Here is a 24490-nt window from a genome sequence, read left to right on the forward strand (position 1 = left end):
GGCCACGGCCACCGCCGGTCCGCACCGGGGCGCGGGCGGCACGGACACCGGATGCGACGACAATCGTCAGCTGGACGCCTGGTAGAGACCGCGCCCGGCGCGGTGCGCCCGCGAGGTGCCGACCAGCCGGTCGAGAGTGCTCCGTACCGCGTTGATGCTGCCGGGCGTACCGTCGCGCCCCAGCTGCGCCGCCACGTCACGGGCCCGGACCGGGTCGCCGCCCGCCGCGGCGAGGATGGCGAGGATCTGGTCCGTCAGCCCGGCGCCCTGCTGATCGCCGTCGGCGGGGGCCGCCTTCTTCGCCGCGCTCTTCGCGGACTTGGCCGGCGGCGTCTTCTTCGCCGGGCGGCGCTTGGTCTCCTTCGGCGCCTTGGCCGGCGTCTCCGCCTTGGCCTTGGCCGGAGCTTCCGCGTCGGCCTCGGCCTCGGAACCGGCGGCCGCCTTCGCGGCCTTGGCGGTCGCGCGCGCCTTTCCGCGTGCGGGCGCCGGAGCCGTCGCGGCGGGCGCCTCCTCGGCCGGCGCCTCCTCCGCCACGGGCTCCGGTGTCACCGCCCGCTGCTCCGGCACCGCGGGCGCGGCCACCGGCGGCAGCGCTTCGGCGGCCTCCGGCGCGGGGGAGAGCGCCTGGAGTGCGCCGAGTGCGGTACGCACCGACTCCAGCCGCTCGGTGACCGTGGCCAGTTCCTTCTCCAGCGTCTGCTGGTGTGATTCCAACTGCGGGAGTTCCGAGCGGAGAAGCGCCGTGGTCGCCTCGATGCTGCCCGGTGTGGTGGGTGTGGTTGTCATGGTGTCGCCCTCTCGTTCTGGCCGCCGCCGTTGCCCCCCGTCGGCCGCCTCTGGGGTGAAGCCTAGGCCCTGCGGTGTGTCGTGTTGTGGTGAGAACGTGTGAACTGCCGTCGCTCACCCTTACGGACGGCCCGAACTCGCCCTGTAAATAAGCCAGTTCGTGGAATCAACACATCGGGGCGACAGAGGGCGGGCCGCAGGTGAGCGCCCCGGCGGTGGGACCCGTGAGAGGTGTGTGGCGCACTGCGGTGGCAGGTGCCCCGTACGGAAGGACATCTGCCCGTAACGGAACGGCGGCTCGAAAGGCCAGGTGTGCTGTTACGGTCGGAGAGGTGCGGTCACCGCTGCCCGCCGGTCTGTTCGCCCCGCTCCCGACCGGTTGTCCCAGGAGACTCGTGACCGCCTCCCTCGTACGCCGCGCGCGTTCCGCCCGCCGTACCGCCGTGCCCGCCTGGCTCAGCCACCCGCTGGGCTGGCACTCGGGACCGATCCCCCGGGCCGCCGTGGTCCGCGGCGCGCTCGGCGCCGGCCCGCTGCTCGCGCTCGGTGTGCTGACCGGCCGTCTCGGCCCCGCCGTGCTCGCCGGGCTCGGCGCGATGCTCGCCGGCGTCAACGACCGCCCCGGCACCCGCCGTACCGGAGTCGTGCACCTCGGCCTGCCCGCCGTCGCCGGAGCCTTCGGACTGCTGTGCGGCGGCCTGCTCGCGGACACCGGCGGCCGGTGGGCCGCCGTGCCCGCCCTCTTCGTGGTGGGCTGGCTCTCCGGGGCGCTGAGCGTCGCCGGTCCGGTGTGGTCGGCCGCGGCGACACAACTGCTCGTCACCGCGTCCATCGGAGCCGGGATGCCCCTGGCGGGCCCCGCCTGGCTCAAGGCGTCCTGCTACCTCGGCGGCGCCGCCTGGCTGCTGCTGCTCCGGTTCCTGCTGCGCGCTCCCGGCCTGCGCCGCGGCGCCCGGTGGGACGGGGAACGGGAGGCCGTCGCCGCCGTCTTCGACGCGCTCGCCGACGCGCTGCGCGCGGTGGGCGGGCCGGACGCCGGGGCCGCCCGGCGCCGGCTGACCGCCGCCCAGCAGCGCGCGGACGAGTCGGTGCGCCTGATGCGGCTGCTGTCCCGGCCGGCCGGGGCGCGCGGCGGCGGCCCGGCCGCCGTCCACCGGATCGTCACCCGCTTCGGCGCGGCGACGGCGCTGTGCGAGGCCGGGATAGCGCTGCTCTGGGAGGGCAGGCCGCTGCCCCGCCAGGTGGCCGAGGGGCCCCGCAGGCTGGCCGCGGCCGTCCGCGCGGACGCGGCGCCCGGCGCCCTGCCGAGCCCGGCCTCCGACACGGTCCAGCGCGGCGCGTTCGACCGCGCGCTGCTGGACGCCGCGGTCGCCTTCGACCGTACGGAACCGGAAGGGAGGCCCCTGCCGTACGGGATCGCCACCACCCGGCCCCGCGCTCCGCGCGCCGTTCCCCGGCGGCCGGGCCGGATGTTCGCCCCGGCGCGCCGGGAGAACGGGCTGCGGGTGGCGCTGTGCGTCGCCGTGAGCGCCGCCGTCGCCCTGAGCCTTCACCAGACGCACTGGTACTGGCTGCCCGCCACGGCCGCCTTCCTCGTCAAGCCCGACCTGGGACCGCTCTTCTCCCGGGTGGTGAACCGCGTCGCGGGCACGGCCGCGGGTGTGCTGGTCTTCACCCTGGTCACGGTGGTGGCCACGGGCCTGGGCGGACCCTGGTGGCTGATCGGCGTGGTGGTGACGGGCGGTGCGCTGATCCCGGTGGCCACCCGGCACTTCGGCTTCCAGACCGCGGTCGTCACCCTGCTCGTCCTGGCGTTCCTGTACGCGGCCGGGGACACCGAGGCGACCGCCGCGCGGCTGCTGGACACCGGGCTCGCCTGCGCCATCGTGCTGCTCGTCGGGCATCTTCCGCACCTCACCGATCCGCGGGTACGGGTCGGTCACCGCTTCGCGGTCGCGCTGCGCTGCACGGAGCGGTACCTGCGCCACGTACTGGACACACCGTCCGACGGCGGCGCGCCGTCCACCCCGCGGGCCCCGCACGGAGCGGGGACACCGGCCCCGCCGCGCGGCGGCGACGCCACCGGCATCGCGCTGCGGAACGCCGCCTACCGCGCGCTCGCGGAGGCGCGGGCCGCGGCGGAGACGGCCGCCGCGGAGCTGCCGGGGCCGCACCGTACCCACCGCCACGACTGGGCGGCGGTGGCGGCGCGCGCGGAGCGGATCGTCGAGGCGGCGACCGTCTGTGCCGTACGGGTCGAACAGGGCGTCCCGCTGCCGTCGGCCGCCGAGGCGCGGGAGGTCACCCGGGCGCTGGCCGCGACGGCCGACGCGCTGGAGGCGGGCCGCCCGCCGGCCGCCGCGGCCCTGCCGCCGGTTCCGAGCCGGTGCCGTTCCCTGCGGGACGTGGTGACCCATCTCCACGGGATCCAGGCCCTGACCACGGCGGCCTGACCCGCCCGGGCCCGGCGGTGCGTCCGGCCCGGACGGGAGGCGTCACTTTCTTCCGCGGCGGGTGAGAGGCCGTTCGAGGAGCCGGTACGAGGCGTACGCGGCCACGAAACTGGCCGCGACCGTGGCGGGCCCCTGCCAGGTGTCGAGCCCCAGGTCCGACATGAGCCGGGACAGCGGATAGTGCCACAGGTAGAGCCCGTAGCTGAGGTTCCGTCCGGTCCACACCAGCGGGGCCAGGGAGAGCGACCGGGCCAGCCGGCTGTCGGGACACAGCTCCAGCGCCGCGACGAGTGTCGCCGACAGGACGGCCGTCACCAGGAACCCGACGGTGTACCAGGGCACGGTCCAGGCGGACTCGCCCGTCATCGGCACCTGCCAGACGATCAGGGCGAGCAGCGCCAGCGCGGGCCAGGCGAGCCGTCCCGCCCACCGCCCCAGCGCCGCGAGCCGGGGATCGTCCGTGGGCAGCCGGGCCACCACCACGGCCAGCAGCGCGCCGGCCAGCAGCTGGTCGGCGCGGGTGTCCATGCCGTTGTAGATACGGTGCGCGGCATCCGGGTTCCACAGCACGAGGCGCCACACCAGCGGCAGCAGACACACCACAGCGGTGCAGATCAGCACCGTACGCGCCCGGAACCGGCGCAGGAGCAGCAGCAGGAGCGGCGGCCAGACGAAGTAGAACTGTTCCTCGACGCCGAGCGACCAGGTGTGCGACAGAAGGGAGGTGTCGCTGGAGTAGACGCCGGGCTGGGAGGCCCTGACGATGTTGACGAGGAAGGTGGCGGCCAGCACGACGGCGGGCCACGCGCCGTCGAACGAGGGCAGCCGAGTGGTGAACACCAGTACGGCGCAGAACGCGCAGACCGCGAGCAGCGCCGGGACCAGCCGCAGCCAGCGCCGCCAGTAGAACGACCGCATCGCGACGTCGCCGGTCCTGGCGAACTCGGCGAGCAGCAGGCGGGTGATGACGAATCCGCTGATGGTGAAGAAGACGTCCACCCCGAGTGCGCCGCCGGGCAGCAGGTCGGGTTCGAGGTGGTACACCATGACCAGCACCACGGCCAGCGCCCGCAGCCCGTCCACCCCGCGCACCCGGCCGCCCCGGCGCAGCGTTCCCGGGAAGCCGCGCGCTCCCCGGTCGGGCCGGCCGTCGACACGTACCGGGATGAGACCCAGAGCGAGCCCCGGCGCACCGTCGTGACCGGTGTGCCGGGGCAGTTCCCGCGTGTGCCCTCCGGGCCCACCCGGTCTGTGCGGCTTCTGTTCCTCGGCGGCTCCGTCCCCTCGGCCTGTGCGCGTCGCTGTCTCGGTAGGTGTGCTGTCCATCCCGTGCCCGTGCCCGGAAAGTGGACGCCCACGCGGTTGTTCATGCGATTCTCAGAAAGCGCGGCCATTTGGAGGAAGACGGCAGGACGGGAGGAGAGGTTGCCACTACGGGAGGAGAGGTTCCTACTTCAGTGGTGCGGCGAACAGCGGGACGACCTTCTCCAGCGCGTACGCCACCGAGAGCACCGAGTCCGTCGCGAACGCGTTGCTGAGCGTGTCGTCGTCGAACACCACGGAACGGCCCGCCTTGACGGAGGGAACGGCCTGGTAGAGCGGGTCGTCGGTGATCTTCTTCGCGTCCACGCCGATGGGCGCCATCACCGTCAGATCGGCGTCCAGCAGTTCGAGGTTCTCGCGGCTGACGGGTACGGAGAACGACGCGCCGGCCTTGGCCTCGACGGCCGGGCTGTTCCGGAAACCGAGGCGTTCGACGAAGTCGACGCGGCCGGTGCCGTGGACGTACGCGCCGAACGCGTCGCCCGTCCGGGAGCCGAGGGCGATCGTTCTGCCCTTGAACTCGGGGTGGGCGGCGGCGGATTCCTGGAACTTCCGCTCCGTCTCCGCGATGAGCCGCTCGCCCTTCTCGGGGATGCCCAGCGCGGCGGAGATCATCTCGGTCTGCTTGCTCCAGGAGATCTTGTACTGGTCGCCGCCCTTCGGTACCCCGATGGTCGGGGCGATCTTGCTGAGGGTGTCGTAACGCTCCTGGTCCCCGCTGGACTTGGTGTCCAGGATGAGATCGGGCCGGAGCGCCGCGATCTTCTCGAACTGCGGTTCAAGCGTGCCGATGATCTGCGGGCTCTTCCGGTAGAGCCCCTTCGCCCAGGGGCCGACCCCGTCGCCGCCGAACGCCAGCCAGTCGCTGGCCCCGACGGGCTGCACGCCGAGCGCCAGGGCGGCCTCGGCGTCGCCCCAGCCCAGCGCCACGACGCGCTGGGGGCGTTCGTCGACGGTGACCTCGCCGAACTTGGTCGCGACCTTGGCGGGGAAGGCGCCGTCGTCCCGGGCGGAGGAGCCCGCGGAGGCGTCGTCGGACGAGGACGAGCCGCAGGCGGTCAGCAGCCCGACGAAGAGCACGGTGAGAACGGCCCACAGGGCAGCGCGGAGATTCTTTTCACGTGACATGAAATTAGGTTAGCCTAACCTTAAATCACTCCGCGGTGGCGGGGTCCCGGTCTCCGGCGGGCACCGTCTCCCCGGCGATGTGGTGACGGCCCATCGGCACGATCATCGGCGTCCGCGAGGCGGGATCCTCGGTGACGGAACAGCGCATCCCGAACACCTCGGTGACGAGGGACGCCGACACGATCTCCTGGGGCGCCCCCTCCGCCACGATCCGCCCGTCCTTCATGGCGACGAGATGATCGGCGTACCGGCAGGCCAGATTGAGGTCGTGCAGCACCACCACGATCGTCGAGCCGTACGTCCGGTTCAGATCGGTGAGCAGGTCCAGTACGTCGAGCTGGTGGCTGATGTCGAGGAAGGTCGTCGGCTCGTCCAGCAGCAGGATGTCCGTATGCTGCGACAGCGCCATGGCGATCCACACCCGCTGCCGCTGACCGCCGGAGAGTTCGTCCACCGGCCGCGCCGCCAGCTCCAGCACGTCCGTCGCCAGCAGCGCCTGCGCCACCGCGGCGTCGTCCTCCGCCGTCCAGCGCCGGAACCACCCCTGGTGCGGATAGCGCCCCCGGCCCACCAGATCGCTCACCGTGATGCCGTCCGGCGCCACCGGGCTCTGCGGCAGGATCCCCAGCACCGCGGCGACCTCCTTGGTGGGCATCGCCTGGATGTCCCGCCCGTCGAGCAGCACACTCCCCCCGGTGGGCGTCAGCAGCCGGGCCATGGAGCGCAGCAGCGTCGACTTCCCGCAGGCGTTGGGCCCGACGATCATCGTGATCCGGCCCGGTGGTATGGCGACGTTCAGCCCGTTGACGACCTCACGCCCGTCGTAGCCGAGGCGGACGTCCCGCGCCTGGAGTGTGTGCTCCGCACTCATGTGCAGATCCTTCCCTCATGTCACTCGGAGCCTGCCGTTCGGAAGCGAGCTCCGGCCGCTCGGAAGCAGGCTCTAACCGCCCCTGCCCGCGCGGTTGGCACGGGCCAGGAGCCACAGCAGATAGGGCGCGCCGATCACACCCGTCACCACACCCACCGGGAACTGGGTCGAGCTCAGCAGATGCTGTGCGGCGAAGTCCGCGACCAGGACGATCAGCGCCCCCGTCAGCGCGGCGGGCAGCAGCGCGGCGCCCTGGCGCGGCACCAGCCGGCGGGCGATCGGCGCGGAGACGAACGCCACGAACGCCACCGGGCCCGCCGCGGCCGTCGCCACCCCGGCCAGCGCCACCGCGCAGGCGAGCAGCGCCAGCCGGGCGCGCTCCACCCGGGTGCCGAGCCCCGTCGCCGTGTCGTCGCCCAGTTGCAGGGTCCCGAGGGGCCGCGCCGCCAGGAACGTCGGCGGCACGAGGAGGGCCAGGGCCACGACGAGCGGCCGGAGCTGCTCCCAGGAGCGGCCGTTGAGGCTGCCGGTCAGCCAGGCGAGGGCGTTCTGCGCGTCCGCCACGTCCGAACTGGTCAGCAGGTGCGAGATCATGCTGGACAGCGCGGCGCCGATCCCGATGCCGACCAGCACGAGCCGGTATCCGGCGACGCCGTCGCGCCACGCGAGCGCGTAGATCGCCGCCGCGGCCACCACCGCGCCCAGCAGCGCGGAGGCGGAGAGCACGAAACCACTGGCTCCGAAGCCCACGGCGGCCAGCACCCCGGCCGCGCCCGCCCCCGAACTGATCCCGATCACATCGGGGCTGGCCAGCGGATTGCGCAGCAGCGTCTGGAACACCGCGCCGGAGAGCCCGAACGCCGCGCCGACCAGCAGGCCGATCAGCGCGCGCGGCAGCCGCAGGTCGACGATGACGAACCGGGAGCCGCCGTCGCCGCCGCCGGCCAGCGTCGCGATCACGTCGCCCAGCGGGACGTACAGGTCACCGAAGGCCAGCGACACGCAGAACGCGGCCAGTACGGCGCCGGTCAGGGCCACGCAGACCGCGACGGTACGCGTCCGTCCGGCGCGCCGGGCCCGTACGACGTCCGCCACGGCGGCGGCCAGTCGCGGGTCCGGGTGCCCGGTGGTTCCAGCGGTCAGGTCGTTCACAGCTCCACCAGACGACGACGGCGCACCAGGATCACGAAGGGCACGGCCCCGACGACCGCGGTCACGATCCCCACCTGCACCTCACCGGGCCGGGCGATCAGCCGCCCCGCGATGTCGGAGACCAGGATCAGCACGGGCGCCAGCAGCGCGCTGTATGGCAGGATCCAGCGGTAGTCGGGGCCGGTGAACATTCGGGCCGCGTGCGGTACGACCAGGCCGACGAAGCCGATGGGCCCGGCGACCGCGGTGGCCGCCCCGCACAGCAGCATCACCGTCGCCGCCGACAGCAGCCGCGCCGCGCCCACCCGCTGCCCCAGCGCCCGCGCGAGATCGTCCCCCAGCGACAGGGCGTTGAGCTGCGGCCCCAGCGCCAGCGCCAGCACCACGCCCACCGCGATGAAGGGCAGGGCCTGCCACAGCAGGGTGGCGTCCCGCCCGGCGAGCGAACCGACCTTCCAGAACCGGAACCGGTCGAAGACCTGCCGGTCCGTCAGCATGATGGCCGTGGTCACCGACCCGAGGATCGCGGTGGTGGCGGCCCCGGCCAGCGCCAGCTTCACCGGTGTGGCGCCGTCCCGGCCCAGCGAGCCGACGCCGTAGACCAGTACGGTCGCGGCGAACGCGCCCAGGAGCCCGAACCAGATGTAGTCGGAGGGGGAACCGAGGCCCAGCAGGCCGATCGCGGTCACCACGGCCACCGAGGCACCGGCGTTGACACCGAGGATGCCCGGATCGGCCAGCGGGTTGCGGGCCACGCCCTGCATGACCGCTCCGGCGAGCCCCAGCGCGGCGCCCGTCATCAGCCCGGCGACCGTACGCGGAACGCGCTCCTCCAGGACGATGAGCTGACCCTTGTCGGAGAGATCCCGGTCGAACAGGGCCCGCAGCACATCGCCGGTCGCCGCGTCGCCGGAGCCGAACGCGAGACTCGCCCAGACCGCCGCCATGAGGAGGCCGAGGGCCACCAGCAGTCCCGCGCCGAGCAGCGGACGGCCCCGGCGCGTACCGGGGCCCGTCGGCCCGGCGGGCTCCCCGGGCGGGTCCGCGGACCCGGCGGACCCGGCGGGCCCGCCGGGGGAGCGGGGCCCGGTCTCCGTGCCGGAGTGCGCGATCACGCCTCGTGGGCCTTCGCGCGAAGCGTCCCGCCGTGCATCTGTCCCGCCCCCACTGTGCCGTTCCCGGCGCGGCCGGCCGCGCCGCGGATGCTGATGAACCCGTAAAGTAAGGTGAGCCTAACATTACCGATCAGCTGTTCTGTCCCGTCCTGCCGGGCCCGTACACGGAAGAGATCTCCCTTGTCCCACGCCGCGACGACGGAGCACGGAGCGCACCCCGCCCACGAGTTCACCGACCGGGCGGGCCACCGCGCCCTGCGCTCCGCCGACGAACTGCGCGAACTGCTCGGCACCCCGCACCCGATCGTGATCGACAAGGTCCACCGGCGGCTCGGCCCCGAGGACCTCGATCTGCTCGCGCGCTCACCGTTCTGTCTGCTCTCCACCTCCGACGCCCGGGGCAACTGCGACGCCTCACCCCGCGGTGACGTGCCGGGCTTCGTCCGGGCCCTGGACTCCCGCACGCTGGCCCTCCCGGACCGGCCGGGCAACCGGCGGGCCGACAGCTTCCACAACATCCTGGAGAACCCGCACGTCGGCCTGGTCCACCTCGTGCCCGGCAGCAAGGACGTGCTGCGCGTCAACGGGCGGGCGCGCATCCTCACCGACGCCCCCTTCTTCGACGGGATGGCGCTGAAGGGCCAACGCCCGCTGCTCGCCCTGGTGGTGGAGATCGACGAGATCTTCCGGCACTGCCCGGCCGCACTGACCCGGTCGGGCCTCTGGCAGCCGGAGACCTGGCCGGGGGCATGACACCGCGAGCGGGCCGAGGGCGCGCCCGGAGGCTCAGCAGTGGCCGGGCCGGGCGTGGACCGTGATACGGGCCCGGGTCACGGTCCGGCCGCCGCACTCCTCGAAGTACGCGCGCAGCACCGCGCGTTTCACCGCCTCCCCGCCGGCCGGCTCCAGCGGCTGCCCCGGCAGGTCGTGGACGGCCACGATCCGCCGCGCGGCCAGCATCCGCTCGCGCACCCGCGCCGCCGGCAGCTCCGTGCCGTGCAGGGTGTCCGAGGCGACGGGGGAGCGGTCGAGGGCGAGATCCGTCAGCCCCCGGAAGTCACCGGGCCGCGCGAGCGTCCACACCCGGCGCCGCGCCGGCAGGAAGAGCAGGCCGTCGCCCGGCCGCGCCGACTCCCGTACGGCGCGGGCCACCGCGGTGGCGTCGTTCTGACGGCTCTGCGGGGTCCGCAGATACGTGCCCACCGGCCACAGCGCGGCGAGCGCCGACGCCACCGCGACCACGGCCACCGCCCGGCGCCGGGCCCTGCCCACGCGGGCACGCCGCCTCCGGGACCGGTCGAGCGCCGTGCCCAGGAGCAGCGCGAGACCGACGGTGTACGAGAGGACGTAGCGCTCGACGTAGAACGGCCGCAGCGGGGAGAGCGCCATCAGCAGCGCGGTCGGCAGGATCAGCAGGGGCAGCGCGAGCGCCTCCAGCCGGGGGAACGGCAACGGCGGCGACGCGACCGGCGGGGCGACGCCCGAGGCGACCGGCGGGGCGGCAGCGCACGGACCGGCAGCGCACGGACCGGCAGCGCACGGACCGGTGGCGCACGGGACGGCGGCCGTGCCGGGGCCGCACCGCGCCGTCCGGGCGCACGCCACGCCCACCGCCGTCACCGCCGCGAAGCCCAGGACATCCCGGGCGCCGGGAGCGCCGATCCAGTCGACCTGCGCCGACTGCGTCGTACTGAAGACCGCGAGCGGCAGCACCCCGGCACCCACCGCGCACGCGGCGGTGCCCCACGCCCTGAGAGTCCGCGCGGACAGGTGGGGAGGCGTCGAACACACCACCGTCACGCCGTGGGCGAGCAGTGTCAGCACCGCGAACTCGTGCAGCAGGCAGGCGGTCAGCGCCACCCCGGCGTACGCCGCCCACCGCCACCGCGCCGGGCGGGCGAGCGCGTACGCCAGCAGCCAGCTCGCCCAGGTGACCAGCGCGCACACCAGCGCGTAGGAACGGCCCTCCTGCGCGTACCGCTGTACGGCAGGGAGCAGCGGGAGGACCAGTCCGGCGAGCAGCCCGGCGCGCGGCCCGGCGAGCGCGCGGCCGAGCAGCGCGACCCCGGCGGACGCCGCCGCCACCGCGAGGACCGACGGCAGCCGCAGCGCGACGAGCCCGCCGTCCCACAGGGCGAAGACCCCGTGCATGAGGAGGTAGTAGAGGCCGTGGACCGCGTCGGCGTGCCCCGCGGTGTCCCAGATCTGCCCCGGGGCACGGTGCGCCACCTCGTACGTGACGGCCTCGTCGCCCCACAGCGTCCCGCGGCGGCCGATCCCCCACATCCCCAGCGCCAGCGCCAGGGCGGACGGGGCGAGCACGGCGAGCGCCCGCGAGTCCAGCACCCGCGCGCGGAGCGGCGGGGCGGGCGCCACGGGCCGCGGGAGCGGCGGGACGAGAAGGATGGCGGGCTCCGTTCCCACCCGCGCGGCACCGGTCTGCGCGGCGCGGCGCTGCGGGCTGACCGGCCCACTGTCCCCGATCCGCGCACGAGCCGGCCCGCGACGCCCCGGGACCGGCCGGACCGTCCCACCGCCGGGCCCCGCCCCCGTACGCCGTCCGGGTCCCCCGGATGGCGAGCGCCGCCCGGGCGGCGGACGATGGCCGCACCCTGGGAGAGGCGGACGGGATGAGTGATCTGCGGGCGCTGGCGGCCGAGGCGTACGTCTACGGCTATCCGATGGTGTTCAACCTGGACGAGGCCGACCGCTTCACCCACGCCGGGCTCGGCCCGGTGCCGCCCGCGCCCTTCAACACCCTCGCCCACAGCACCCGGCTGGCCGGACCGGACGACACCTTCGCCGGGGTCAACAACGACACCGTCCACACCGTGGCCCAGCTCGACCTGTCGGGCGGCCCGCTCCTGCTGACCGTGCCCGACACGGCCGGGCGCTACTACGTCCTGCGGTTCGTGGACGCCTGGACCAACAACTTCGCCTATGTCGGACGGCGCGCCACCGGCACCGCCGCGGGCAGCTTCCTGCTCACCGGGCCCGGCTGGCGCGGCGAGGTACCCGCCGGAGCCACCCGGATCGCCTGCCCCACCGCCGTCGCCTCGCTCATCGGCCGCTGGGCGTGCGCGGGGCCCGAGGACCTCCCGGCCACCGCCGCGCTCCAGCGGGCCACCCGCCTGGAGGCGCTCGCGCCCGGCGGTGGGAGCGCCGGCCCCCTCGCGGGCCTGCCGCTCTCGGACCCCGACGTCACCGACGGCACCCTGATGTTCTTCGAGAAACTGCGGGTCCGTACGGCCGCGTTCCCGCCCGCCCCCGTCGACGCCGAGTACCAGCGGCACTTCGCGCCCCTCGGCCTGCTGGCGTCGGCGAGCCCCTACCGGTCCCCGGAGCCCGAGCTGGCCGACGCCCTGCGCGAGGGGTTCACCGAGGGCAGGGAGCGGGTCGAGTACGCCGCCGCGCACGCCGAAGGCCCGGAACAGAACGGCTGGCGGCTCGCGTACCACGCCTTCGACCACAACGCGGACTTCTTCGAGACGGGGGTGCTGACCGACCCGGAGTGGACGGTCCGTGACCGCGACGCGGCCCGGCTGCTGCGCGCCGCCGCGGCCCGCACCGGTCTGTGGGGCGGCCACGGCTACGAGGCCGCCTCCGCGATGACGTGGCACGACGCGGACGGGGAGCCGCTGGAGGGGCGGCACACCTACACACTGCGCTTCGAACAGCCGCCGCCCGTCGACGCGTTCTGGTCGCTCACCATGTACGACCTGCCCGAGTACCACCTCGTCGCCAACCCGCTCGACCGGTACGCGATCGGTGACCGCACCGCCGGACTGCGCCGCGCCGCCGACGGTTCCCTCACCCTCCATCTGCGGCCGGGCCGCCCGGAGGACGAGGAGGCCGCCGCCAACTGGCTGCCCACCCCGCCCGGACGGTTCCGCCCCGTCCTGCGGATGTACGAGCCGAAGGCCGCGCTCTTCGACGGCGGTTACGAGCTGCCGGCGATCCGCCGGGTGACCTGACCGGTCCGCGGGCCGGGGGGCTGCCGCGTCACTATGATCGTGGGGCCCTTCGCCGTACCACGTCTGGAGCCCCCGATGACGCCGCCGCCCACCGCCCGGGTCCTGGTCACCCTCGACGAGGACCTCGCGCGGGCCGCCGCCGACCGCCAGGGCGCGCTGTGGAAACTGGCCGAGTCCGGGCGGGCCCTGGACGCCAACGTCGTACGGCTGCCACCGGGCGCGGCCGTCGGCGAACACACCGACCACGTGCTTGACGTGCTGCTCGTCGTCCTGGACGGCGACGGGACGCTCGGCACGCCCACCGGGACCGAGCCGCTTGCCCCGCGCGCCGTGGTGTGGCTGCCGAGGACCTCGCGCCGTTCGCTGACCGCGGGGGAGCGCGGGCTGGTCTATCTGACCGCGCACCCGCGCCGCCCCGGTCTGACGGTCGCCTCCGCGCCACCGGACGCCGCCCCCGTGCGGGCGCCCGCGGCGGAGGGTGGCGAGCCGCCCTGTGCGCTGAACCATGTCTGCACCGCGTGCGGACGGCTCTGCGGGGAGCGCGACGCGCGGTTCTGCGCCCGCTGTGGCGAGGCGCTGCCCGGCTGACGGCGCCGGGGCGGGTCCGGCGCCGGTCCCCGGCGGCCCGTACCCGGTGGCGGTGTCAGGCCGAGTCGCGCCGGACCAGTTCGGTGGGGAGGATGACCGTGGAGGTGTCCTCGCCGCCGATCTGGGCCAGCAGCACCCTTACCATCTCCGCGCTGATACGGTCCCACGGCTGCCGGATCGTGGTCAGCGCGGGCCGGGTGTCCAGTGCCGCGGGAGAGTCGTCGAAACCGCCCACCGCGACATCCTCGGGCACCCTGCGTCCCGCCTCCCGCAGCGCCGTGAGCACCCCCTGCGCCATCAGGTCGGAGGCGACGAACACCGCGTCGAGATCCGGTGCCCGGCGCAGCAGTTCCGCGGCGGCGGCCTCCCCGCTCGCCCGGCTGTAGTCCCCGGCGGCGATCAGCCGTTCGTCGGCCTCGATACCGGCCTCGGCGAGGATCTCCCGGTAGCCCGCCAGCCGTTCCGTGCCGCCCGGGGTGTCCAGCGGGCCGGTGACCGTGGCGATCCGCCGGCGCCCGCCGCGTACGAGATGGCGCACCATCTCGCGCGCGCCGTCCCGGTCGTCGGCCGCGACATAGCTGACCTTGGAGCTCTGCCCGAGCGGTTTCCCGCAGGCCACCAACGGCACCCGGGCCGCGCGCAGTTGCTCGGCGACCCGGTCGCCGGAGTGGCTGGACACCAGCAGGACGCCGTCGACATGGCCCGCGGTGATGTACCGGGCGATCCGGCGCCGTTCGTCCTTCGTCCCCGCGATCATCAGCAGCAGCGGGATGTCGTGCGCGGCCAGCGCCTGGGTGCATCCCCGCAGCAGCACATTGAAGTTAGGGTCCTCGAAGAACCGCTCCTGCGGCTCGGTGAGCAGGAAGGCGACCGAGTCGGAGCGGCCCGTGATGAGACTGCGGGCATGCCGGTTGACGACATAACCCGTCCTGCGGATCGCGGCGTTGACCGCCTCCTCCGCGGCCGGGCTCACATAGTGGCCGCCGTTGAGGACCCGCGAGACGGTGCCCCGGGAGACACCGGCCTCCCGTGCCACGTCGTGGATGGTCGGCGGCTTGCGCCGGCCGTTGGTGCCCGTGCGGCTCATACCTGTCGTTCTCTCGTGATCGTGCCTGTCGCGTCAGGACTTTACGGCCCCGGACAGCAGGTCCAGGCTCCAGAACCGCTGGATGACCAGGAAGAGGGCGATCAGCGGTACCACCGCGAGCAGCGCACCCGTGATGACCAGAGTGTAGAGCGCCGGGGTGTTGGAGCCCTGCTGGAGGAGGGTGTACAGACCCAGTGTGATGGGGAACTTCTGATCGTCGCCGAGCATGATGTAGGGGAGGAGGAAGTTGTTCCAGATGGCCACGAACTGGAAGAGGAACACCGTCACCAGCCCCGGCAGCATCATCGGCAGCGCCACCGACCGGAAGATCCGCCACTCGCCCCCGCCGTCCATCCGGCCGGCCTCCACCACGTCGGGGGGCACGGACGCCGACGCGTAGATCCGGGCGAGGTAGATCCCGTACGGGGAGAGGATCGCCGGCAGCAGCACGGACAGATAGCTGTCGGCCAGGTCGGCCTTCGCCATCAGCAGGTACTGCGGTACGGCGAGGATGACCGGCGGCATCAGCACGCCGGCGAGCAGCACGTTGAAGAGCGTCTCGCGGCCGCGGAAGCGGTAGACGGCCAGGGCGTAGCCGCTGAGGGCGGAGACCGCCGTCGAGAGCAGGGCGCCGGCGCCGGAGTAGAACAGGGAGTTGAGCATCCACCGCCAGTACACGCCCTCCCGGTACGCGGACAGCTCCGCGACGTTGTCCGCGAACCCCGTGCCGGGCAGGAAGGTGAAGGTGGAGAACAGCTCGCGGCCCGACTTGGTGGCGGCCACCACGATCCACGCCACGGGCAGCAGGCAGTAGAGCGCGCCGGCCAGCAGCGTGATCGTCGGCACCCAGGCGATCCGGCGCCGGGCCTTCGGCCGGGGCGGCGGCCCCTGCGCGGTGCCCGGCGTGGTGCCGGCCGCGGGCGCGGTACGGCGGGTGGTGAGGGCGTTCACGGGGTCTCTCCCTGGTTCGAGCGGGAGTTCGCGGCCTTCAGGAAGCCGAAGGACAGGAGGAGGGTCAGGACCGCGATCACCACGGAGGTGGCCGCCGCCGCGTGGATGTCGCCGTTGACGAAGGCGTCCTGGTAGACCTTCATCAGCGGGGACCAGGTGGTGGAGAGCGAGTTGGTCAGGGGCTTGAGGGTGGTGGGTTCGCTGAACACCTGGAGCGTCGCGATGATGGAGAAGAAGAACGTCAGCACCAGCGCGGGCGCCACGATGGGGATCTTGATCCGCAGCGCGGTCTGGAGCTGCGAACAGCCGTCCAGCCGGGCCGCCTCGTAGATCTCCACGGGGATCGAGCGCAGCGACGTGTAGATGACGATCATGTTGAAGCCGGTGCCGCCCCACAGCGCGATGTTGGCGAGCGCGAGGTAGAGCGGCCCGCCGTCCAGGAGGTTCGGCACGGACACCCCGGCCTTGTCCAGCAGGAAGTAGAAGGGGCTCACGTCCGGCAGGTAGAGGAAGCCCCACATCATCGCGGCGATCACACCGGGCACGGCGTACGGCAGGAAGATCGCGAGCCGGGAGAAGCCGCTGAGCCGGGTGCGCTCGGCGTCCAGCATCAGGGCGAGGACCAGCGCGAGACCGAGCATCGCGGGGACCACCATCGCCCCGTACCCCAGCACGCGCAGCGCGCTGGAGAGCAGTTGGGAGTCGGTGAGCGCGTCCGCGTAGTTGGAGAGCCCGGCCCAGACCTCCTGGCGGGCGCCCCGGCCGAGGCCGAGCCCCTTGACCTCGACCTTGCGCAGGCTCAGATAGAGGGCGTACCCGATGGGCAGGGCGAAGAAGAGCGCGAAGAGCGTGACGGCCGGCAGGAGGAAGGCGTACGGCGCGCCGCGCACCCGCCGGCCCGTCCGGCCCGAGGCCCTGTCTTCAAAGTAGCGCCGTCCGCCCGTAGGGCGGGGCTCGCGGCGTCCGGTGCGTGCGATCGCAAGGCGGAGGATCGTCCGCGTACTGGGCGTACTCGGGCGATTCCGACAACGCAGCGAGCGTGCGTGCCGGGCGTCGCGGGCCAGGCGGGACTTTGAAGACAGGGCCGAGGCGCCCGCCGGGCGCGGGGTGGCGGCCATCAGCCGGTGACCCCGAAGCCCTGCTTCTTCAGGTCGGCGACGGTGGCCTCCTGCATGCCGGTCAGGGCGGCGCCGAAGTCCGACCTGTTCTTGGCCGCGGTGGCGAAGGCGTCCCGGAAGGTGGTGTACGCGACGTTCACGTTCGGGCCCCACGCGGAGGGCGCGGTGGTCTTCGCGATCTCGGCGGCCGTGGTGTAGAAGTCCGGCTGGTTCGAGAAGTACGCGGGCGGCTCGCTCAGCGCGCCGCCCGACTGCGCGGCGGTGGCGGCCGGGTAGATCCCGCCCTCCTTGACCATCGCGGCCAGGGCGGCGCTGTCGGTGTTCAGCCAGGTGGCGAACTTCGCCGCGGCCTTCTTGTGCGGGGAGTCGTTGGTGACACCGGTGGACGAGCCGCCCCAGCTCCCGGTCGCCGGCTCGGCCGCGTCCCACTGCGGCAGCGGCGCCATGGCCCACTTGTCCTTGGTGTCGGGCGCGGCGGTCGTCAGGGTGCCGGGCGCCCAGACCGCGCTGACCCAGGCGATCTGCTTGCCCGTGTTGAGCGCCTTGTTCCACGACGGGGTGTACATGGGCTGGTTGTCGATGGCGCCCTCCTTGACGAGACCGCCCCAGAAGTCCGCGACCTTCTTCGTAGCGGCGTCGTCGATCCCCACCTTCCAGGTGTCGCCCTGCGTGGTCCACCACCGGGCGCCCGCCTGCTGGGCGAGACCGGCGAACAGGCCCGCGTCGTTGCTGGAGAACGTCGTCAGGGCCTTGGACGGGTCCTTCTTCCTCAGCGCGCGGGCGGTCTCGGCGAACGCGTCCCACGTGGTGGGCACGGTGAGCCCGTACTCCTTGAAGAGGTCCGCGCGGTAGTAGAACATCATCGGCCCGGAGTCCTGCGGGACCGCGTAGACGGCGTCCGTGCCGAGGGTGGTCTGCTGCCAGACACCCGCGGCGAACTTCTCCTCCGCGTCGCCGACCTCGCCGGAGATGTCGGCGAGGACGTCGTTGCTGACCAGGGTCGGCAGCGCCTGGTACTCCGCCTGGACCAGGTCGGGGGCCTTCTTCGCCTTGGCCGCGGTGATGATCTTGGTGACCAGGTCGTCGCCCGAGGCCTGTTTCTTCACCGTCACCTTGATGCCGGTCTTCTCGCCCTCCGTCGTGTTCCAGAGTTCGGCGACCTTGTCCATGCCGGGCGCCCAGGCCCAGTAGGTGAGGTCGGCCGGCCCGTCGGCCCCGGCGTCGTCGTCGGAATCCGAACCGGAGCCGCACGCGGCGAGCGCGGTCGCACCGAGCGCGATGGCGAGGGACGTGGCCACGAGGCGTCTGCGCGTCGTGAATTGCATGGTGTTACTCCCCTGACGAACCCTGACGGAGGTCCGCGACCTGAGTACGGCGGACCGGCCCTGCTCTGTGAGCGTTCACAGTAGAGAAACTTCCCGGACACTTGTCAATGGTTGTTCCTGTGCGCTTATGTTGGATCCATCGGGTCGTTGCGATGTGTGCACGTTCCCACACCCGACGCACCCGGCGGCCCCGTCCGCTCGTCAGCCGTACCGCACCACAGGAGGCAATCCATGCCGCAGACCGCGCCCGAGGGCCCCCCGAAACACGCCCTGGCGTTCGGCGGGGACTACAACCCCGAGCAGTGGCCGGAGGCCGTCTGGCAGGAGGACGTACGCCTCATGCGCGAGGCCGGCGTCAACCTCGTGTCGATCGGCATCTTCTCGTGGGCCCTGCTCGAACCGGAGCCGGGCCGCTACGACTTCGGCTGGCTGGACCGGGTCGTCGACCTGCTCCACGAGAACGGCGTACGGGTCGACCTCGGCACCCCCACCGTCGCCCCGCCCGCCTGGTTCTACCGCGACCACCCGGAGGCGCTCCCCGTCAGCCGCGAGGGCACGCGGTACGCCTTCGGCTCACGCGGCGCGATCTGCCACAGCTCACCCGCGTACCGCGCGGCCTCCTCCGCCATCACCGAACAGCTCGCCCTGCGCTACGGCTCCCACCCCGCGCTGGCCCTCTGGCACGTCCACAACGAGTACGGCGTCCCAGTCAGCGCCTGCTACTGCGACGGGTGCGCCGTCCACTTCCGTACCTGGCTGCGCGCCGCCCACCAGGACCTCGACGCGCTCAACGAGGCCTGGGGCACCGCCTTCTGGGGCCAGCGCTACGGCTCCTTCGAGGAGATCCAGCCGCCCCGGGCCACCCCCACCGTGTGCAACCCCGCCCACCGGCTCGACTACGCGCGCTTCGCCGACGCCACGATGCGCGAGAACTTCGTACGGGAACGGGACCTGCTCCACCGGCTCGCCCCCGGCATCCCCGTCACCACCAACTTCATGACCGCCCTCAGCCAGTGCGAATCCGTCGACTACTGGGCCTGGGGGCGCGAGGTCGACCTCGTCACCAACGACCACTACCTGATCACCGACGGACGCCGCACCCACGTGAACCTCGCCATGGCCGCCGACCTCACCCGGTCCGTGGCCGGCGGCGCTCCCTGGCTGCTGCTCGAACACTCCACCAGCGGCGTCAACTGGCAGCCCCGCAACCCCGCCAAGGCGCCCGGCCAGATGGCCCGCAACAGCCTCGCCCACGTGGCGCGCGGCTCGGAGGGCGCGCTGTTCTTCCAGTGGCGCCAGTCCCGGCGCGGCGCCGAGAAGTTCCACTCCTCGATGGTGCCGCACGCCGGCACCGACAGCCGCGTCTGGCGCGAGGTGGTCGGCCTCGGCGCCCACCTGGACAGCCTCGCCACCGTACGCGGCACCCGTACCGTCGCCGACGCCGCCGTCGTCTGGGACTGGCAGTCCTGGTGGGCGCAGCGCCTCGAATGGCGGCCGAGCGAGGACCACGACGCCCGCGAGCGCGCCGACTCCTTCTACGAGGCGCTCTACGACCGCCACCTCACCGTGGACTTCGCCCACCCCGAGGCCGATCTCTCCCGCTACCCGCTCGTCGTGGTGCCCGCCCTCTACCTCGCCACCGAGGCGACCGGCCGCAACCTGCGCGCCTACGTCGAGAACGGCGGCACGCTCGTCGTCTCGTACTTCTCCGGCATCGTCGACGAACACGACGCCGTCCACCCCGGCGCCCACCCCGGCGCGCTGCGCGACGTCCTCGGCCTGACCGTCGAGGAGTTCTCCCCGCTCGGCGAGGGCGAACGCGTCCGGATCACCGCGGCCGACGGCTCCGAACTGACCGCCGACGTGTGGAGCGAGTTCGTCGTCCCGCAGGGGGCCGAGACGGTGTGGACCTACGCCGACGGGCTCGCCGCGGGCCACCCGGCCGTCACCCGACACCGCCTCGGCCGCGGCACCGCCTGGTACGTCTCCACCCGGCTCGCCCCCGGCGCGCTCGACACCATCCTCGGCGCCGCCGCCGACGACGCCGGGATTGCGCCGCGCGCCGAACTGCCGCACGACGTCGAGGTCGTCCGCCGGTCCGGGGAGAGCGGGGAGTACGTGTTCGCCCTCAACCACACCGCCACGGACGCCAAGGTGCCGCTGCCCGCCGCGGGCACCGAACTCCTCACCGGAGAACGGGCCTCGGGCGGGCTCGCGCTGCCGGCCGGAGCCGTACGGGTCGTGAAGCTGGACGTCTGAGCGCCGCCTTCCGGTGGTACGCCCGGCCGCCCCGCGTACCACCGGAAGGCACCCGTACCACCGGAAGGCACACGTAGCACCGATCGGCACACGTACCACCGAGCAGGGCGCGTGCCGACGAGCCGCACACGGACCACCGAGCACCACCGGGACACACCGCCTGCCCACCCACCGGTCGAAGGGACATCGACGATGCACCTCGCACACCGCACCTGGCGCACCCGACTCGGGGCCACCGCCATAGCCGCGCTCGGCGCGCTGCTCCTGACCGCGCTCCCCGCCCAGCAGGCCCGGGCCGCCGCGACGCTCACCAACCCCGGCTTCGAGGCCGACGCCACCGGGACCGCCACCCCCACCGGCTGGTCGACCTACTCGGCCGCCGGACAGCACGCCGCCTCCTTCACCGAGAACGGCGGCGCCTCCGGGAACCGCCGCCTCAGCCACTGGTCGGCCGCCGCGTACAAGGTCGAGACCTACCAGTACCTGACCGGGCTCGCCGACGGCACATACACACTCAGCGCCCGTGTCCGCTCCAGCGGCGGCCAGAACTCCGCGTACATCGCCCTGCGCAACTGCGGCGGTGCCGAGCAGCGCACGGATCTGCCGCCCACCGCCAATGGTGCCTGGATCCGTCTCGTCACCTCGGTCCGGGTGACCGGCGGCAACTGCACCGTCAGCCTCAACTCCGACGCGCACGCGGGGGAGTGGGCCAACTTCGACGACCTGACGTTCGCGCCGGGCGCCACCGGGCTCGCCGTCAAGGGCGGCGACCTCTCCACCCTCCCGAAGAACGAGGCGTTCGGCGCCGTCTACAGCAGCGCCACCGGGCAGCGCGGCGACGCGCTCGGCCTGCTGCGCGGGGCGGGCATGAACTACGTACGGCTCAAGGTGTGGGTGAACCCGGCCGACGGCTACAACAACAAGGCACGCGTCCTCGCCCTGGCCAAGCGGGCCAAGGCCGAGGGCATGAAGGTACTGATCGACTTCCACTACTCGGACCGCTGGGCCGACCCCGGCCAGCAGAACAAGCCCGCCGCCTGGGCCTCGCACCCGTACAGCCAGCTCCGTACCGATGTCTACAACCACACCTACGACGTGCTGAACGCCCTCAAGGCGCAGGGCACCACGGCCGACATGGTCCAGATCGGCAACGAGATCAACGGCGGCATGCTCTGGCCGGAGGGCTCCACCGACAACTGGACCCAGCTCGCCGGCCTGCTGACCTCCGGCGCCCAGGCCGCGAAGGCCGTCTCGTCCACCACCCAGGTCGCGCTGCACCTCGCCAAGGGCGGCGACAACGCCGGCACCCGCTGGTGGTTCGACCAGGCGGTGGCCCGTCAGGTGCCCTTCGACGTGATCGCCCTCTCCTACTACGGGTACTGGCACGGACCGCTCTCCGGACTCCAGGCCAATCTGGACGACGTGTCCGCCCGCTACGGCAAGCCGGTGCTGGTCGCCGAGACCGCGTACGCCAGCACCCTCGCCAACGGCGACTTCCTGGAGAACAACATCGCCACCAGCGGCCAGCTGGCGCCCGGCTACCCGGCGACCCCCGCCGGCCAGGCCGCCAACCTGCGCGACGTGATGAACGTCGTCGAGGCGGTCCCGGGCGGGCGCGGCCTGGGTATCGTCTACTGGGAGCCGGCCTGGACCGCGGTGAAGGGCAGCGGCTGGGACCCGCAGGACCCGTCCTCGGGCAACGCCTGGGAGAACCAGGCACTCTTCGGCTACGACACCAGGCTCCTGCCCGCCGAGAGCTGGTTCGCCCACCGCTGACCGTCGTACGTGCCCGGCCGCCGTCCCGGTGCCCCACACGGTGCGCCTCGACCGGCGTGGCCGATTACCGACGGCGGAACAGGTCCCGGCACCGGGCCGCGCGCAGAGGAGACGCCATCGGCGGATCCCGCTGCTACGCTCACGAACCCCGGTGCCGTGACCCGCCCGGCGGCCGGGCCAGGAGGAGACAAGGAGCGGCATCGTGGGCACAGTTGTCGACGACGCCACCGCCGCCGAGTTCCACGCGTTCTTCGAACGGCATTACGCGGAACTCTCCCGGCTGGCCTACCTGTTGACCGGCGAGGCCGACACGGCCGACGATCTCGCCTCGGACGCCCTGCTCGCGCTCTGGCACCGCTGGGACCGGGTCAGGGCGGCCGACCACCCCGTCGCGTACGCCCGCGGGGTGGTCACCAACCTGGCCAAGTCCCGTATCCGCAGCGCCGTACGGGAGCGCCGCCGCGTCGCGCTGTTCTGGTCGCAGCGCGGCGACCGGTTCGACGGGCCCGACGTGCCCGCCGTGCTCGACGTACGGACGGCGCTGCGCCGGCTGCCGTTCCGCAAACGCGCCTGTGTGGTGCTGCGCCACGCCCTCGACCTCTCGGAACGGGACACGGCGCTCACCCTCGGCATCTCGGTGGGTACCGTCAAGAGTCAGACGTCCCGGGGCATGGCCGAGCTGCAACGGCTGCTCGGCCCGGGCACGTCGCCGCAGCGGGTGCACGCCACGGTCGCGGCGGACGGTACCGGAGGAGGCAGGGGCTGATGGTGGACGACGACCTGCCCGCGCGGTTGCGGGAGTTGGCCGGGGAGCACCGCCCCGATCGCGCGCGCATGCTCGCGCGTGTGGAGCGCGGTATGGCGGGCCCGAGGCCCGCGGGACACCCCGCGCGCCGCGGGCGGCCGGCCGGCTGGCCGCGGGTGGCCGTGGTGACGGCCGCGGCGGCCGGGGCGCTCGGCGTCGGAGCGCTCGCGCTCGTCACCACCCAGGGCTCCCCGCACCAGACGGTGGTGGCCTCCCCGGACCCGGCGGGACCGCCCGCGGCCCCCGCGCCCGGCATCTCGTCCCCGCGCGCCCCGGTGGAGCGGTCGCCGAGCCGGAGCCCGGAGGACCCCGCCACGGCCGGGAGCGGCTATCTCCGGTCGGACGGTGTCGTGGACCCGAACAGCAACGCCTACTGGGCGCAGAGCAACATCACCCTCAGGACCGAGCAGCCGCTGACGGCGCTCACGGTGGAGCTGCGCATCGCCGAGACCGGGGGGATCGAGGACGCCGGCTCCTGGCGGTCGCTGCCCGAGGAGGACTTCACCGTCTCCGTCCGGGTACGGGACGGCGCGCTGGTCTACCGGTGGACCCTGCGCGACGGCGCGACCGTCCCGGCCGGCGAACACGTCTTCGCGGGCCAGTACAACCACGCCGAGGGCGGCCGCGACGCCGAGGGCGACCGCTACACGGCACGGGCGACCTCCTCCGGCGGCCCCGCCGAGGTGACGGGCGGCTTCGCCCCGGGCGGCTGACCCGCCGATCCGGACGACCGACGCTACGGACCGGTACGGGATTCGAGGTCACGGCGGGTGTCGTCGCCGTAGACGCCGGTCTCGTCGCCCCGGATGCCGTACCAGAGCTGGAACCGGCCGACGGCCTCGGTCAGTGTGGTGTCGTACGTTCCGGTGACACCGCCGCCCTCGTACACGTTCGGGATGCGCAGCAGCCGCTCCTGCAACTCGGTGACCTCCGGGCCGCTGTCGCCCTCCTGGAGTACGGGGGCGGTGGCGCCCGGGTCGGCGGGGGCGGCCGGGGGTGTGGTGCCGGCGGGCGGGCCCGTCGGGGCCGGAGTGGGGTTCCCGGGCGGCTCCGTGGTGGGGGCCGGAGCGGGGGGCGGCTCCGCGGCCTCGCTGGTGCCGCCCGAACCGCCCCAGGTGAGCAGCAGCGCGATGCCGAAACCCACCACCCCGGCGGCGGCCACCGAGAGCAGGGCGGTGAACCGGGCGTTGCGCGGCCGTACCACCCCGGCCGTCCACCCGCCCGCGCCGGCCTGGGCGGGGACGGGCGGCAACTCCTCGGTGTCCTGGCTGTCCTGGGCGGAGTGCCGGGCCGATCGGCTCCCGTGGGGTCCCCGGGACGGCCCGGACGGCCCCGATGCTCCTGACGGACCCGGCGGTCCCGGCGCTCCGGCCGGCTTCGCGTCGAGCGGGACCTGTTCCCAGCCCTCGCCCCGGCCGTCCTCCCGGCTCTCGGGGTCGGTGTCCTCCGGCCGGAAGAGCTCCGTGAAGTCGGAGAGCGCGCGGGGCCGCCGGCGGCGCATGACATGCGTCGGCTCCAGCACCGTGCGTCGCCCGGGCCGCGTGTGATCGGATGGCTCCGTCACTCCCGCCTCCTTCACCCCTTGCCGGACTGTCCGTTCGGATCGGGACGCTACCTTGATCTCGCGAGACATGTGTGCGAATGGAGTCAAGTGGCAGGTGACAGGGGTGGCGCCACCCCGGGGGGGGGACCCCCGGGGCGCCCGCCGGAAGAAAGCGCCTCCCATCCGAGGGAACCGGAAAATAAATACGCGGTGTACCAGAGCAGGAGCACCCCCAC

General features: G+C 73.6%; 20 protein-coding genes. 8 read left to right on the forward strand and 12 right to left on the reverse strand.

Translation table 11 applies throughout. The features are described 5' to 3' along the window. Positions 1–66: 66 nt before the first annotated feature. The gene (locus ACFTZC_RS34975) at positions 67–786 is read right to left on the reverse strand and encodes a hypothetical protein (protein ID WP_382896842.1); all 720 of its coding nucleotides are present in this window, start codon (positions 784–786) and stop codon (positions 67–69) included. Between the two features lie 395 nt (positions 787–1181). Between ACFTZC_RS34975 and ACFTZC_RS34980 the strand changes: the two genes are divergently transcribed. Beyond that, positions 1182–3239 carry an FUSC family protein gene (locus ACFTZC_RS34980; RefSeq protein ID WP_382896845.1) on the forward strand — a complete coding sequence of 686 codons (2058 nt, stop codon included), beginning with the start codon at positions 1182–1184 and terminating at the stop codon, positions 3237–3239. A gap of 42 nt (positions 3240–3281) precedes the next feature. Here ACFTZC_RS34980 and ACFTZC_RS34985 read toward each other — a convergent pair whose 3' ends face one another. The 5 genes from ACFTZC_RS34985 to ACFTZC_RS35005 all read right to left on the reverse strand — a co-directional run bounded on the left by ACFTZC_RS34985 (position 3282) and on the right by ACFTZC_RS35005 (position 8699). Further along, entirely contained in the window at positions 3282–4565 is a 1284-nt protein-coding gene (locus ACFTZC_RS34985) for an acyltransferase family protein (protein ID WP_382896847.1), read from the reverse strand. A 123-nt stretch (positions 4566–4688) separates the two neighbouring features. Then, positions 4689–5690 carry an iron-siderophore ABC transporter substrate-binding protein gene (locus ACFTZC_RS34990; RefSeq protein WP_382896850.1) on the reverse strand — a complete coding sequence of 334 codons (1002 nt, stop codon included), beginning with the start codon at positions 5688–5690 and terminating at the stop codon, positions 4689–4691. Positions 5691–5715: 25 nt separating this feature from the next. Further along, on the reverse strand, positions 5716–6561 hold the full coding sequence (locus tag ACFTZC_RS34995; RefSeq protein ID WP_382896853.1) for an ABC transporter ATP-binding protein: 846 nt from the start codon (positions 6559–6561) through the stop codon (positions 5716–5718). A 72-nt stretch (positions 6562–6633) separates the two neighbouring features. Continuing rightward, entirely contained in the window at positions 6634–7713 is a 1080-nt protein-coding gene (locus ACFTZC_RS35000) for a FecCD family ABC transporter permease (RefSeq protein ID WP_382896855.1), read from the reverse strand. After that, the gene (locus tag ACFTZC_RS35005; protein WP_382896998.1) at positions 7710–8699 is read right to left on the reverse strand and encodes a FecCD family ABC transporter permease; all 990 of its coding nucleotides are present in this window, start codon (positions 8697–8699) and stop codon (positions 7710–7712) included. Before ACFTZC_RS35005 ends, ACFTZC_RS35000 begins: the two co-directional genes overlap by 4 nt. A 309-nt stretch (positions 8700–9008) precedes the next feature. Between ACFTZC_RS35005 and ACFTZC_RS35010 the strand changes: the two genes are divergently transcribed. After that, a complete protein-coding gene (locus ACFTZC_RS35010; protein WP_382896858.1) occupies positions 9009–9581 on the forward strand; it encodes an MSMEG_1061 family FMN-dependent PPOX-type flavoprotein in 573 nt (190 codons plus the stop codon). Between the two features lie 33 nt (positions 9582–9614). Here ACFTZC_RS35010 and ACFTZC_RS35015 read toward each other — a convergent pair whose 3' ends face one another. After that, the gene (locus tag ACFTZC_RS35015) at positions 9615–11252 is read right to left on the reverse strand and encodes a hypothetical protein (RefSeq protein ID WP_382896860.1); all 1638 of its coding nucleotides are present in this window, start codon (positions 11250–11252) and stop codon (positions 9615–9617) included. A gap of 206 nt (positions 11253–11458) precedes the next feature. On the opposite strand from ACFTZC_RS35015, the gene ACFTZC_RS35020 reads away from it, so the two are divergent. Beyond that, on the forward strand, positions 11459–12802 hold the full coding sequence (locus ACFTZC_RS35020) for a DUF1254 domain-containing protein (protein ID WP_382896862.1): 1344 nt from the start codon (positions 11459–11461) through the stop codon (positions 12800–12802). A 75-nt stretch (positions 12803–12877) separates the two neighbouring features. Continuing rightward, positions 12878–13390: a hypothetical protein gene (locus tag ACFTZC_RS35025; protein WP_382896864.1), complete on the forward strand. Its 513-nt coding sequence runs from the start codon at positions 12878–12880 to the stop codon at positions 13388–13390. 55 nt (positions 13391–13445) lie between these two features. Here the strand turns inward: ACFTZC_RS35025 and ACFTZC_RS35030 are convergent, their stop codons facing one another. The 4 genes from ACFTZC_RS35030 to ACFTZC_RS35045 form a co-directional block, all read right to left on the reverse strand. Beyond that, a complete protein-coding gene (locus tag ACFTZC_RS35030; protein ID WP_365814263.1) occupies positions 13446–14477 on the reverse strand; it encodes a LacI family DNA-binding transcriptional regulator in 1032 nt (343 codons plus the stop codon). A gap of 33 nt (positions 14478–14510) precedes the next feature. Continuing rightward, positions 14511–15428, reverse strand: coding sequence for a carbohydrate ABC transporter permease (locus ACFTZC_RS35035; RefSeq protein WP_382896867.1), 918 nt, complete (start codon positions 15426–15428; stop codon positions 14511–14513). Next, a complete protein-coding gene (locus ACFTZC_RS35040; protein ID WP_382896870.1) occupies positions 15425–16318 on the reverse strand; it encodes a carbohydrate ABC transporter permease in 894 nt (297 codons plus the stop codon). Before ACFTZC_RS35040 ends, ACFTZC_RS35035 begins: the two co-directional genes overlap by 4 nt. A 227-nt stretch (positions 16319–16545) precedes the next feature. After that, entirely contained in the window at positions 16546–17871 is a 1326-nt protein-coding gene (locus ACFTZC_RS35045; RefSeq protein WP_382896872.1) for an extracellular solute-binding protein, read from the reverse strand. 231 nt (positions 17872–18102) lie between these two features. Between ACFTZC_RS35045 and ACFTZC_RS35050 the strand changes: the two genes are divergently transcribed. From ACFTZC_RS35050 to ACFTZC_RS35065, 4 genes are all read left to right on the forward strand, one after another. Then, complete coding sequence (locus tag ACFTZC_RS35050; RefSeq protein ID WP_382896874.1) at positions 18103–20130, forward strand: beta-galactosidase; 2028 nt, start codon at positions 18103–18105, stop codon at positions 20128–20130. Positions 20131–20322: 192 nt separating this feature from the next. Continuing rightward, positions 20323–21906 (forward strand): arabinogalactan endo-beta-1,4-galactanase, encoded by a 1584-nt coding sequence (locus ACFTZC_RS35055; RefSeq protein ID WP_382896877.1) that lies wholly within the window; start codon positions 20323–20325, stop codon positions 21904–21906. 202 nt (positions 21907–22108) lie between these two features. Beyond that, positions 22109–22672, forward strand: a complete 564-nt coding sequence (locus ACFTZC_RS35060; RefSeq protein ID WP_365814257.1) for a SigE family RNA polymerase sigma factor — start codon at positions 22109–22111, stop codon at positions 22670–22672. After that, positions 22672–23424: a hypothetical protein gene (locus ACFTZC_RS35065; RefSeq protein WP_382896881.1), complete on the forward strand. Its 753-nt coding sequence runs from the start codon at positions 22672–22674 to the stop codon at positions 23422–23424. The genes ACFTZC_RS35060 and ACFTZC_RS35065 overlap by 1 nt, the downstream gene beginning before the upstream one ends. Before the next feature lie 23 nt (positions 23425–23447). Here the strand turns inward: ACFTZC_RS35065 and ACFTZC_RS35070 are convergent, their stop codons facing one another. Continuing rightward, positions 23448–24275 carry a peptidoglycan-binding protein gene (locus ACFTZC_RS35070; RefSeq protein ID WP_382896883.1) on the reverse strand — a complete coding sequence of 276 codons (828 nt, stop codon included), beginning with the start codon at positions 24273–24275 and terminating at the stop codon, positions 23448–23450. Between the last annotated feature and the right edge of the window lie 215 nt (positions 24276–24490).

This window comes from Streptomyces sp. NPDC056987 (genome assembly GCF_042673865.1).
Lineage (GTDB): Bacteria > Actinomycetota > Actinomycetes > Streptomycetales > Streptomycetaceae > Streptomyces.

Bases quoted from the DNA above. Each gene is read 5' to 3' on its own strand.
- ACFTZC_RS35045 (WP_382896872.1), bottom strand. From the start codon at position 17,871: ATGCAATTCACGACGCGCAGACGCCTCGTGGCCACGTCCCTCGCCATC.
- ACFTZC_RS35050 (WP_382896874.1), top strand. From the start codon at position 18,103: ATGCCGCAGACCGCGCCCGAGGGCCCCCCGAAACACGCCCTGGCGTTC.
- ACFTZC_RS34975 (WP_382896842.1), bottom strand. From the start codon at position 786: ATGACAACCACACCCACCACACCGGGCAGCATCGAGGCGACCACGGCG.
- ACFTZC_RS35030 (WP_365814263.1), bottom strand. From the start codon at position 14,477: ATGAGCCGCACGGGCACCAACGGCCGGCGCAAGCCGCCGACCATCCAC.
- ACFTZC_RS35065 (WP_382896881.1), top strand. From the start codon at position 22,672: ATGGTGGACGACGACCTGCCCGCGCGGTTGCGGGAGTTGGCCGGGGAG.
- ACFTZC_RS35020 (WP_382896862.1), top strand. From the start codon at position 11,459: ATGAGTGATCTGCGGGCGCTGGCGGCCGAGGCGTACGTCTACGGCTAT.
- ACFTZC_RS34990 (WP_382896850.1), bottom strand. From the start codon at position 5,690: ATGTCACGTGAAAAGAATCTCCGCGCTGCCCTGTGGGCCGTTCTCACC.
- ACFTZC_RS35055 (WP_382896877.1), top strand. From the start codon at position 20,323: ATGCACCTCGCACACCGCACCTGGCGCACCCGACTCGGGGCCACCGCC.
- ACFTZC_RS34985 (WP_382896847.1), bottom strand. From the start codon at position 4,565: ATGGACAGCACACCTACCGAGACAGCGACGCGCACAGGCCGAGGGGAC.
- ACFTZC_RS34995 (WP_382896853.1), bottom strand. From the start codon at position 6,561: ATGAGTGCGGAGCACACACTCCAGGCGCGGGACGTCCGCCTCGGCTAC.
- ACFTZC_RS35025 (WP_382896864.1), top strand. From the start codon at position 12,878: ATGACGCCGCCGCCCACCGCCCGGGTCCTGGTCACCCTCGACGAGGAC.